This is a genomic window from Bacillus pretiosus (assembly GCF_051294775.1).
Lineage (GTDB): Bacteria > Bacillota > Bacilli > Bacillales > Bacillaceae_G > Bacillus_A > Bacillus_A wiedmannii.
Window position 1 is genome coordinate 37,925 of sequence record NZ_JBPPHF010000012.1, and the last position, 10,597, is coordinate 48,521.

At 35.0% G+C, this 10,597-nt stretch carries 12 protein-coding genes and 1 rRNA gene; 1 reads left to right on the forward strand and 12 read right to left on the reverse strand.

What is annotated here, in order from left to right; translation table 11 throughout:
• Nucleotides 1-41: 41 nt before the first annotated feature.
• Both ACSG5Z_RS28970 and metG read right to left on the reverse strand, forming a co-directional pair.
• On the reverse strand, nt 42-809 hold the full coding sequence (locus tag ACSG5Z_RS28970) for a TatD family hydrolase (protein ID WP_000895836.1): 768 nt from the start codon (nt 807-809) through the stop codon (nt 42-44).
• A gap of 165 nt (nt 810-974) precedes the next feature.
• Nucleotides 975-2,957 (reverse strand): methionine--tRNA ligase, encoded by a 1,983-nt coding sequence (gene metG, locus ACSG5Z_RS28975; RefSeq protein WP_087983747.1) that lies wholly within the window; start codon nt 2,955-2,957, stop codon nt 975-977.
• Between the two features lie 520 nt (nt 2,958-3,477).
• On the opposite strand from metG, the gene abrB reads away from it, so the two are divergent.
• The gene (abrB, locus tag ACSG5Z_RS28980) at nt 3,478-3,762 is read left to right on the forward strand and encodes a transition state genes transcriptional regulator AbrB (protein ID WP_000843039.1); all 285 of its coding nucleotides are present in this window, start codon (nt 3,478-3,480) and stop codon (nt 3,760-3,762) included.
• A gap of 20 nt (nt 3,763-3,782) precedes the next feature.
• Here abrB and rsmI read toward each other — a convergent pair whose 3' ends face one another.
• The 10 genes from rsmI to rrf form a co-directional block, all read right to left on the reverse strand.
• Nucleotides 3,783-4,658 (reverse strand): 16S rRNA (cytidine(1402)-2'-O)-methyltransferase, encoded by an 876-nt coding sequence (gene rsmI / locus ACSG5Z_RS28985; protein ID WP_000267812.1) that lies wholly within the window; start codon nt 4,656-4,658, stop codon nt 3,783-3,785.
• Nucleotides 4,627-4,917, reverse strand: a complete 291-nt coding sequence (locus tag ACSG5Z_RS28990) for a GIY-YIG nuclease family protein (RefSeq protein ID WP_000414343.1) — start codon at nt 4,915-4,917, stop codon at nt 4,627-4,629. Before ACSG5Z_RS28990 ends, rsmI begins: the two co-directional genes overlap by 32 nt.
• Nucleotides 4,904-5,644 carry a tRNA1(Val) (adenine(37)-N6)-methyltransferase gene (locus ACSG5Z_RS28995; protein ID WP_060486369.1) on the reverse strand — a complete coding sequence of 247 codons (741 nt, stop codon included), beginning with the start codon at nt 5,642-5,644 and terminating at the stop codon, nt 4,904-4,906. The genes ACSG5Z_RS28990 and ACSG5Z_RS28995 overlap by 14 nt, the downstream gene beginning before the upstream one ends.
• 121 nt (nt 5,645-5,765) lie before the next feature.
• Nucleotides 5,766-6,119, reverse strand: a complete 354-nt coding sequence (yabA, locus tag ACSG5Z_RS29000; RefSeq protein WP_000412057.1) for a DNA replication initiation control protein YabA — start codon at nt 6,117-6,119, stop codon at nt 5,766-5,768.
• A 14-nt stretch (nt 6,120-6,133) separates the two neighbouring features.
• Nucleotides 6,134-6,961: a PSP1 domain-containing protein gene (locus ACSG5Z_RS29005; protein ID WP_000272429.1), complete on the reverse strand. Its 828-nt coding sequence runs from the start codon at nt 6,959-6,961 to the stop codon at nt 6,134-6,136.
• A 5-nt stretch (nt 6,962-6,966) separates the two neighbouring features.
• On the reverse strand, nt 6,967-7,950 hold the full coding sequence (gene holB / locus ACSG5Z_RS29010; RefSeq protein ID WP_046954526.1) for a DNA polymerase III subunit delta': 984 nt from the start codon (nt 7,948-7,950) through the stop codon (nt 6,967-6,969).
• Nucleotides 7,951-7,985: 35 nt separating this feature from the next.
• Nucleotides 7,986-8,612, reverse strand: a complete 627-nt coding sequence (gene tmk / locus ACSG5Z_RS29015; protein WP_000677225.1) for a dTMP kinase — start codon at nt 8,610-8,612, stop codon at nt 7,986-7,988.
• A gap of 1 nt (nt 8,613) precedes the next feature.
• Complete coding sequence (locus ACSG5Z_RS29020) at nt 8,614-10,035, reverse strand: aminotransferase class I/II-fold pyridoxal phosphate-dependent enzyme (RefSeq protein ID WP_097891841.1); 1,422 nt, start codon at nt 10,033-10,035, stop codon at nt 8,614-8,616.
• Between the two features lie 72 nt (nt 10,036-10,107).
• On the reverse strand, nt 10,108-10,287 hold the full coding sequence (locus tag ACSG5Z_RS29025) for a sigma factor G inhibitor Gin (protein WP_000647291.1): 180 nt from the start codon (nt 10,285-10,287) through the stop codon (nt 10,108-10,110).
• 190 nt (nt 10,288-10,477) lie between these two features.
• Nucleotides 10,478-10,593, reverse strand: a 5S ribosomal RNA gene (rrf, locus tag ACSG5Z_RS29030).
• Between the last annotated feature and the right edge of the window lie 4 nt (nt 10,594-10,597).

The following is a 10,597-nucleotide window of genomic DNA, read 5'->3' on the forward strand; positions in this document are numbered from 1 at the left end:
TTTTCACAAAAATAAAAAAGAATGGGTTCTCCCACTCCTTTTTATTCAACACCAAATAAAGCTTTTGCATTTTTTGTTGTTATTTCTGCTACTTCCTCATAAGAAATTCCTTTTAAATTCGCAATTTCTTCTGCTACGAGTTTTACATAACTCGGTTCATTTCGTTTTCCTCGAAATGGATGTGGTGTTAAATATGGACAATCTGTCTCTATTAACAATTTCTCTAATGGAATCTCCACAGCAACTTCTTTCGGCTTCTTAGCATTTTTAAATGTAACTGGTCCGCCTAATGAAATTAAAAAGTTCATATCAACACATCGCTCTGCTACTTCTACGCTGCCGCTAAAGCAATGCATAATGCCTCCCACTTCAGCTGCATTCTCCTCTTCTAGAATATCAACAATATCTTGAGTTGCATCGCGGTTATGTATAATAATCGGCAATTTCACTTTTTTGGCTAATGCAATTTGTTTACGGAATACTTCCTTCTGTATTTCTTTTGGAGACTTATCCCAATGATAATCTAATCCCATCTCTCCAAGTGCAACGACTTTAGGATGAGAAGCAAGTTCTTCTAACCAAGCTAGATGTTCTTCTGTCATGTCAATTGCATCAACTGGATGCCATCCAACCGCAGCGTAAATAAAATCATAAGTTTCAGCTAATTCAATCGCCTTTTTTATCGTTACTTCATCAAAACCAACAACAACTGTATAGGTAACTCCCGCTTCTTTCATTCGTGCAATAACCTCTTGCAAATCTTCTTCAAATTGCTCTGCATTCAAATGTGAATGTGTATCAAACAACATAATACATAACTCCTTTTATATTGAAATCAAGTTTATTCTAAAAAATAAGCTCTTTAATAACTTAACGATAACAATACTATAATTTTAATGCAAAAATAGAGAGTGTAAAAAGAAAAAAGACGCTTCACACATGTTACACGTGAAACATCTCTTTTCTTGTCTTAATTACTTGATTTTTGTACCATTTGGTAGATTTTGGTCGATTGATGCTAATGACAATACGCCATTCTCTTCACCCGCTAAAATCATACCTTGTGATAATTCACCGCGCAATTTTACAGGTTTTAAGTTTGTTACACAAATAACCTTTTTACCTTTTAGGTCTTCCGGCGAATAGAATTTTGCAATTCCTGAAACAACTTGACGCTTTTCTGTACCTAAATCCAGCTGAATTTTTAACAACTTATCTGCTTTTTTCACAGGTTCAGCTGATAGTACTTCAGCTACGCGTAATTCTACTTTAAAGAAATCATCAATTGTAATTTCTTCTGCTTTCGGTTCTTCTTCTTTTTTCTCTTCTACTTTAGGAGCAGAGCTTTTCATTTGTTCTTTAATGTACCCTACTTCTACTTCCATTTCTAAACGCGGGAAAATCGGGTTTCCTTTTTCTACTTTTGTTCCAGCTGGAATACAGCCAATTGTAGATAGGCTTTCCCAAGATTTATGTGCCTCTTCAGTAAGTCCAAGCTGAGCAAACATCTTACCTGGTGCTACTGTTAGGAACGGCATAAGCATAATACCTGTTTGACGAAGCACCTCTGCTAAGTGAGCCATTACAGAAGCTAATTTTTCACGATCATTCTCATCTTTCGCTAATACCCACGGTTGTGTTTCATCAATATATTTATTTGCACGGCTAACCAATTGCCAAATTGAGCTTAGCGCTACAGAGAATTCCATATTCTCCATTGCCTCTTCTACTTTTTTCAATGTATCTTTTGCAAACGTTACTAACGTTTCATCGAATTCCGTTACATTTTCTTTAAATGCAGGGATTTCTCCGTTAAAGTACTTATCAATCATAGCTACTGTACGATTTAATAAGTTACCTAAGTCATTTGCTAAATCGAAATTAATGCGCTCCACAAATCCTTCTGGTGTGAATACGCCATCAGATCCGAATGGAACTTCACGAAGTAAGTAATAACGTAATGCATCTAATCCGTAACGATCGATTAAAGTAACTGGATCTACTACGTTTCCTTTTGACTTACTCATCTTTCCATCCTTCATTAAAATCCAACCATGAGCAAAGATTTTTTTCGGAAGAGGTAAATCTAATGCCATTAAAATGATTGGCCAATAAATTGTATGGAAACGAACGATTTCTTTTCCAACTAAATGTACATCAGCTGGCCAGAATTTCTTATACATCTCTTCATTTTCTGTTCCATAACCTAATGCTGTAATGTAGTTAGATAATGCGTCAACCCATACGTAAATAACGTGTTTCGGGTTACCTGGAACACGAACTCCCCAGTCAAATGAAGTACGAGAAACAGCTAAATCTTCTAGGCCTGGTTTAATGAAGTTATTAATCATCTCATTCTTACGAGACTCTGGCTGAATGAAATGTGGATTATCTTCATAGAATTTTAATAGTCTGTCGACATATTTACCCATTCTAAAGAAATACGATTCTTCACGAACAAGTTCTACATCATGACCACTATCTGGGCTTTTTCCTCCAACTACTTTTTCACCTTCCATAATTGGATCTACTAATTGATGCTCTGTATAGAATGTCTCATCTTGTACAGAATACCAACCTTCATATTCATCAAGATAAATATCACCTTGATCTACTAGTTGCTTGAAGATTTTTTCAACAACATCTTTATGACGATCTTCAGTTGTACGAATAAAATCATCATAAGAGATATCCATTTTCTCCCAAAGTTCTTTAATTCCTGCAACAATGTTATCCACATATGCTTGTGGTGTAACATTTAATTCTTCTGCTTTCTTTTGGATCTTCTGTCCATGCTCATCAGTTCCTGTTAAATAATGAACATTGTATCCTTGCATACGCTTATATCGTGCCATCGCATCTCCTGCTACTGTTGTATAAGCATGTCCAATGTGTAATTTTCCACTTGGATAATAAATTGGGGTAGTAATATAAAAGGACTTATTTTCCTCTGTCATTGTTTTGGACCTCCCGGATAACCTCATATGTATTTATAAATAGTATATCAAAAACTTATATATAAAGTGAAACTTTAATCTGTGTGGGGGTGTTCACTCCTGCGGATTATTAGCCCGCACCAATCAGGCTTTTACGAGCAATCCGACTCCAACTTAACTTCTTTGCTCCACCCCAATTTTAAATTTAGAATCTTACTGCTTGGCAAATAGCGGGATAAAAACGAGTTAATACTTAATATCTTTATCATCTATTGCTCATATTTCAAGAAAATATACAGTCCTTACTTACAATCTATAAATTTTTCTGAAAATAAAGTTAAATAATAGTAGAAATTACTCTCATTCTATTATATATAAGAAGTAAGAAATCTATAAATCTTTTTAAAAAATATAGAATTAAAGAATTGACGGAAATGTAAATGATTGGTATCATATGTCCATAGGGTATTTTGTCGAAAAATGACGAATCTAGAAAATAGACTCGAAACTTATAAACTATTTCTTTAGGAGGAAAAGAATTATGAAATCTACTGGTATCGTTCGTAAAGTTGATGAATTAGGTCGTGTGGTAATTCCAATCGAATTACGCCGTACTTTAGGTATTGCAGAAAAGGATGCTCTTGAAATCTACGTTGATGACGAGAAAATCATCTTAAAAAAATATAAGCCAAACATGACTTGCCAAGTAACTGGTGAAGTATCTGATGGTAACCTATCTCTAGCTGAAGGTAAAATCATCTTAAGCAAAGAAGGCGCTGAGCGAATCTTAAACGAACTTCAAGATTATATCGAAACAGCAAAATAAGCTTCTCAATTATGAGAAGCTTATTTTTTATCGACATGATAGATTTGATATACATCGCGTTTCGACAAATCTCGATCTTTAGCGACTGTTTTTATTGCCTCTTTTGAATTCATACCTTTTTCGTTTATATAATGTTCAATATGATCATATACCGAAATAGATTCCCACCATTGTTCTTCTGGGGTAGGTTCTTCCGTTGAACCAGCTACTAAAATACAAAACTCGCCACGAACTTCATTTTGTTTCGTCCACTCAATTGCTTCCTCAACTGTTCCACGAATAAATTCCTCAAATTTTTTCGTTAACTCTCGACATAATACAATTTCTCTATTTCCCAACACTTCTTGCATCGAGATTAAAGTATCATCTAAACGATGGGGCGCTTCATAAAACATCATTGTAGTTTGTACATAACGAAGCTTCTCTAACTCCATTTTTCTTTCTTTTTTATTTCTTTGTAAAAATCCATAGAAATAAAATTGTTTTGTTTCAAGACCTGATGCAATTAATGCTGTAAGGGCTGCATTTGCCCCAGGAAGCGGGATTACATGATACTGTTCTGCTACAGCCTCTACAACAATATCGTAACCTGGATCGGAAATACAAGGCATACCAGCATCACTAACAAGTGCGACAGTCTTTCCTTCGTCTAACTTCCCTAATATTTTCTTACCACTTACTTCCTTATTATGCTCATGGTAACTCATAACGGGGGTTTCAATTTCGAAATAATTACAAAGTTTTTTCGTTTGTCTCGTATCTTCAGCAGCAATTAAATCAGCTTCTTTTAAAATTCGGATTGCACGAAATGTCATATCTTCTAAATTTCCAATAGGAGTTGGTACTAAATATAAAACTCCCTTTTCATTTTGTTGAAAGCTTTTTTGTTGCCACATAGCGTTCTCCTTTTTGCATATATTCTTCTTTTTGTTTTCTATTTAACTGCTTAAAATAATACTCTGCTTGCATAGCTGTACGCTTATCTTCATGAAATTCTATGTATTTTAAAACAACAGGAAGTCTAGCACGCGTATACCTAGCCCCTTTTCCACTATTATGGGTCTGAATCCGCTTCTCTATATGATTTGTATATCCTGCATAATAACTTCCGTCAGAGCACTCTACTACATAAAAACAATGCTTATTCTTCTCCATATAAAATTGAACGAATCTCCTTTGTATATTCATTATTTTCTTCATATACAAAAAGGGGTGGCAATATTTTCAAATCTGCGTTTCCATCCTTAATCCCTTCAATTAACAATGTATTCGCTTCTTTCCCTGCCTTAGGATAAACAAATCGTACACGCTTTGGTTCAATTTTGTATTTACGCATTAATGTAACAATATCTAGCAAACGACCTGGACGATGTACAAATGCTACTTTCCCGCCTTGCTTTACTAATTGACTACTTGCAGATACAACATCCTCTAATGTACACATAATTTCATGACGAGCTATCGCTAAATGTTCATTCATATTTTTCTCAGAAGTTGCAGGTGTTTGAAAATAAGGGGGATTACATGTAACTACATCATATTGATGACGTCCAAGTTTCTCCGGCATATCTTTCAAATCCCCATGTATTAAGTGAATTCTTTCTTCTAACTTATTGTATTGAACGCTTCTGATTCCCATATCATATAAACGTTCTTGAATTTCTACACCTGTAATGTTTCCCTTTGTTCTTGTACTTAATAAAAGGGGGACAACTGCGTTACCTGTACACAGATCAAGTACATTACCTTTTTGAATCGGCACCCAAGCAAAGTCTGCAAGTAAAACAGCATCTAACGAGAAATTGAATACTGATGGGCTTTGTACAATCTTCATATCTTGCGCTAATAAGTAATCTAAACGTTCATCTTCATATAAATTCATATGTTACTCCTTTTCTTACACTTAACCTACCCTATTTCTTCTTCTACTAATAAAAAAACATATTTCATTCTACTCTCATGTATAAAAAATTACCTTTCCAATTATCATTGGAAAGGTAATTTCACTTTTTATTTAAAAATGACAGGCAGAATAAACAATCTCCCTCTTTACGTACACTTCCATAATGCAGATTACAAATATGAAAACCTTCTTGATATAGCCTTGCTAAATTATCGTAGCCTTCGCCAATATCAGTTGTCTTCGGCTTCACTTCTTTACGTTTTTGAGTTTTTTGTTTTTCCTTAATCTGCACTTCTTCAAAGCGGTGTCGCAAATTTTCATTTTCCATTTTTATATGTTGGTTCTCTTCCAACAACTCTGCAAGATGTTGTTTTAATTCTCCCAACTGTTTGTATAAATGTCCAATTTGCTCTTCCATACTAGAAACCGATGCAAAAATATCTTTTTTCTCCACAAGCACCCACCTCATTAATCTGTGGTTTGACTCGAAACGACCCCTTTATTCACTAACTCATCTAACGTATATTCTACTATCCGTTCCTTGTCTACTAGTTCCACTTGAATTAATCTTTCTAAAATATTTAATCCGATAACACGGCCAGTACCATGCGGGGTTTGTATACGTTGATCTAAATCAGGAAGTTGTTCCTTTGCTGCCTCATATTCATCATTCTCATATTTTAAGCAACACATTAAGCGACCACATAAACCAGAGATTTTTGCAGGATTTAATGATAAATTTTGATCCTTTGCCATCTTAATGGATACAGGTTCAAAATCTCCTAAAAAAGTAGAACAACAAAGCATACGACCACACGGACCAATACCACCAAGCATCTTCGCTTCATCACGAACACCAATTTGTCTTAGTTCAATTCTTGTCCTAAAAATTGCCGCTAAGTCCTTCACTAGTTCGCGGAAATCAATCCGACCATCCGCAGTAAAGTAGAAAATAATCTTATTGCGATCGAACGTATACTCTACATCTACAAGTTTCATATCAAGATTATGCTCTACTACCTTTTGCTGACAAACTTGATATGCTTCTTTCGCAGCATGTTTGTTCTCTTCAACAATGGTACGATCATTTTCATTTGCAATACGAATAACCTTTTTTAGCGGTAATACAACGTCGTTTTCATCAACTTGCTTTTTGGTAATAACTACTTTTCCGTACTCAATACCTCTTACTGTTTCTACAATTACAAACTCATTTTCAGAGATATCGAACTGATTCGGATCGAAGTAATACACCTTTCCGGCCTTCTTAAAGCGAACACCTACTACATCATACAAAACGGTCATCCCTCCTGCAACCGCAACACTAACTGTTCGAACACAAGCTGCGCATTTACATTAGCGTTGATTCTATTTTTTGCCTCTAATATATTAAAGAGAGCTGATACAATGCGCTTCTGAGCATAGGAGAAAGATTCAAACATCTCTTTCTGCTCATGAAAAACAAGACGATCTTCTTCTCCAAGTTGAACATATAATAAATCCTTATAAATAAGGAGCAACATATCTAAACCTTGCTGTAATTGTTCTTTCTCTCTAAAGTGTTTCCCCCATTTTTCTTGTACAAAAAAAATAGAGGCTTTATCCTTTTCGAGCGCTTCACATAATTTTATCACTAAAGCTCGTGCTTGTGCAAACCATTCATCACTACATAAAGCTAAAGCTTCATCAAAACTATTCGTGAGTTGCGCAGCAAGTGTCGATAAAGATGCCGTAATACCTTCATCCTGTAATCTTCTAATTAAAGATTCCGTAGGTAACGGTCTAAATGTAACAACTTGACAGCGAGATAAAATCGTATTTAAAATTTGATGACTTTGTTCAGTAAGTAAAATAGCTGTTGTATCACTACTTGGTTCTTCTAAAAATTTTAAAAGTGTATTCGCTGCATTTGCTGTCATACGATCTGCGTGCTCAATAATATATACTTTTTTATTTGCTTCTAATCCTGTTTTTGAAAACTCTTCTTGTAAATCATGAATTTGCTGCTTCTTAATAGATAATCCGTCTGGTTTTACAATATGTAAGTTAGGGTGGTTACCTGAATCAATTCGCTTACAATTTGTACATACGTGACAAGGCTCTACCCCATTCCGCCCAGAACAGAGGAAACTCTTTGCCATTTGAATTGCCGTTGCAAACTTTCCAGTCCCTTTCCCTCCCTCTAACAAGTAAGCGTGGGATATACGCTCTTTTGCAATGCTATTCATCAACATTTTTACACCGATGGGTTGTATAGCAGAAAGCTGCTCCCACGTCTTCGTCATAATGCATACCTCACTTATTTCATTCTTTCCTTCTATTATAACAATTTATCTTCTATAATCTGAACAACTTCTTCTATAAGTTTTTCCATTGGTTGATCAGCATTTACCAATACAATACGATCTGAGAAACGTTCTACAACTTGTAAATATCCTTCACGGACACGTTTATGGAAAGAGATATCTTCCATATCTAATCGATTCACTTCACGTCCTGCATCTTTTTCAATGCGAGCTAAACCAATCTCTGGTTCAATGTCTAGGTAAATCGTTAAACTAGGCATACAGTCCTCTGTTGCGAAACGATTTATTTCAAATACTTTATCCATACCTAATCCTCTTGCATATCCTTGATACGCTAAAGAGCTATCTATAAAACGATCACATAATACAAGGTAGTCCTCGTTAAGTGCCGGCATAACCTTTTCCACCAAATGTTGTCTACGCGCAGCAGCATACAGAAGCGCCTCTGTACGGGCCTCCATCATCGTATATTCTTGTTTATGTAAAATTGTTCTAATATCCTCTGAAATTGCAATGCCACCTGGTTCTCTCGTCGCCATTACCTTTTGTTCTTTTTGTTCAAAGTATGGCAATAAACTTTTAATTAACGTTGTTTTACCCGAACCTTCTGGACCTTCAATTGTTACAAATAATCCCTTCATTCTAAAACCTACTTTCTATATCATACACTTTCATATATTTCGTGTTACCTTGAAAACGAGCGCCTGATTGCTCTAAATACATAATTTGCTCTTTATGTTCTGAAGTAATTCTTTCTCCATACATAATCAATGGAATTCCAGGTGGGTACGGAATTACCATTTCTGCCGCTATCATCCCAACTGCTTCTTCTACAGATACTACTTTTGTTTCATATCCTTCCAGTTGTTTATATGTATACGGTAAAGGAGAAAATTCTCCTTTATAAGTATAACGAATAGATTCCTTCTTGTCTTTCACCTCATAATATTGCAATGCCTCTCGGATCATCTCTATAGCCTTCATATACTCCTTATTTACTTGCAAGGGCAAAATAAATAGGACATTATATGGATCCGCCATTTCTGTATATATACCTACCTTTTCAAATACAGACTGTAATTCGTATCCTGATAACTGACAACGTGTCTGTACAGTAACCTTTAACTCGTCTTGTAATGGATATTGTAAAATAGCTATTTGTGGAATAGAACACAATTCGTCTTTAAATCCCCGTAAAAACTCGACAATTTCATCATGTCCCTTTTCTTTTATACGTGCTATTGTAAAGCGTGCAATATCAAGAGAAGTCATAATTGGATACGATGGACTACTAGATTGTAGCATACTTAAATAGGTAGAAACTTTTTCTTCTTTCACTAAGCGACTATTTATATGTAAATAGGACCCCATTGTCATCGCGGGTAATGTTTTATGTGCAGAATGAACTACAATATCTGCACCATATGCTAATGCTGACTTTGGAAATGCTCCCCCTAAACAAAAATGGGCTCCATGTGCTTCATCTACTAAAACAGGGATTTTATGTGCATGTGCATAAGCGATGCTTGCCTCTAGATCCATCCCCATACCATAATAATTAGGATGCGTTAAAATGAGTGCTTTAGCATTTGGATATTTTTCAATTGCTTCCTTAATAATTTCATCATGAATTCCCACTGGTACATTATAAGCTTCATCAATCCATGGATCTAAAAAAATTGGATTTGCGCCCGCTAATTTTAAACCATTAATAATTGATTTATGACAATTTCTTTGTACAAGAACAATATCATGTTCTCCACAACAAGACAAAATCATTGCTAGGTTCCCTACCGTTGAACCATTAATTAAAAAATAACTTTTGTTCACTCCATATACATCAGCTAATAACTGTTGTGCCTCATCTATACATTCAAACGGACTATGTAAATCATCTAACCCTGACAACTCAGTTACATCGATAGATAGTATATCTTTAAACTCCCCTACAGCTTCCTGAGGGAAGTTTAAACCATTTTTATGACCTGGAACATGAAAGGATAACGGCTCTCTTTCTTTAAACCCTGTTAATGCCTCATATAAAGGTATGCGATTTTGATTCATTTATATCTCTTCCTTATTAGTTCATTCTTCCTCTATTATACAGAACAAAAAAAATAATAGGCATATGCCTATTTAAAAATATGATACTTCTAATTTCCGAAGCTGTTTTAAATAATATATATACTTCGGATCATTTGTCTCCGTATTCACCATATCCTTTTCACATTCATAACATATTAAATTATTATAAACATATATCCCTTCTTTTCTTTCTGTCTCACAAACAATACAAACTTCATTTTGTGCTTTCATAACCTTCCCTCCCTATTTAAATGGACATATTTTATACTTCTATTCCTTAACAATTTACAGAAAAATATACATCCATCTCTTATATAATATGATTAACCCTTGAGCAACGTGTTTGTATTACCATTACTTCTTTTTTCGTACTGTTTGAAAACAGAAAAAAACACAAGTCAAAAGACTTGTGTTTTTAGTTGCTTGGCGACGTCCTACTCTCACAGGGACAAGGTCCCAACTACCATCGGCGCTAGAGAGCTTAACTTCCGTGTTCGGTATGGGAACGGGTGTGACCTCTCTGCCATCATCACCAAACTAT

Excerpts from the sequence above, each read along its gene's own strand:
- ACSG5Z_RS28970 (WP_000895836.1), bottom strand. The coding sequence starts at position 809 with ATGTTGTTTGATACACATTCACATTTGAATGCAGAGCAATTTGAAGAA.
- metG (WP_087983747.1), bottom strand. The coding sequence starts at position 2,957 with ATGACAGAGGAAAATAAGTCCTTTTATATTACTACCCCAATTTATTAT.
- abrB (WP_000843039.1), top strand. The coding sequence starts at position 3,478 with ATGAAATCTACTGGTATCGTTCGTAAAGTTGATGAATTAGGTCGTGTG.
- rsmI (WP_000267812.1), bottom strand. The coding sequence starts at position 4,658 with ATGTGGCAACAAAAAAGCTTTCAACAAAATGAAAAGGGAGTTTTATAT.
- ACSG5Z_RS28990 (WP_000414343.1), bottom strand. The coding sequence starts at position 4,917 with ATGGAGAAGAATAAGCATTGTTTTTATGTAGTAGAGTGCTCTGACGGA.
- ACSG5Z_RS28995 (WP_060486369.1), bottom strand. The coding sequence starts at position 5,644 with ATGAATTTATATGAAGATGAACGTTTAGATTACTTATTAGCGCAAGAT.
- holB (WP_046954526.1), bottom strand. The coding sequence starts at position 7,950 with ATGACGAAGACGTGGGAGCAGCTTTCTGCTATACAACCCATCGGTGTA.
- tmk (WP_000677225.1), bottom strand. The coding sequence starts at position 8,612 with ATGAAGGGATTATTTGTAACAATTGAAGGTCCAGAAGGTTCGGGTAAA.
- ACSG5Z_RS29020 (WP_097891841.1), bottom strand. The coding sequence starts at position 10,035 with ATGAATCAAAATCGCATACCTTTATATGAGGCATTAACAGGGTTTAAA.
- ACSG5Z_RS29025 (WP_000647291.1), bottom strand. The coding sequence starts at position 10,287 with ATGAAAGCACAAAATGAAGTTTGTATTGTTTGTGAGACAGAAAGAAAA.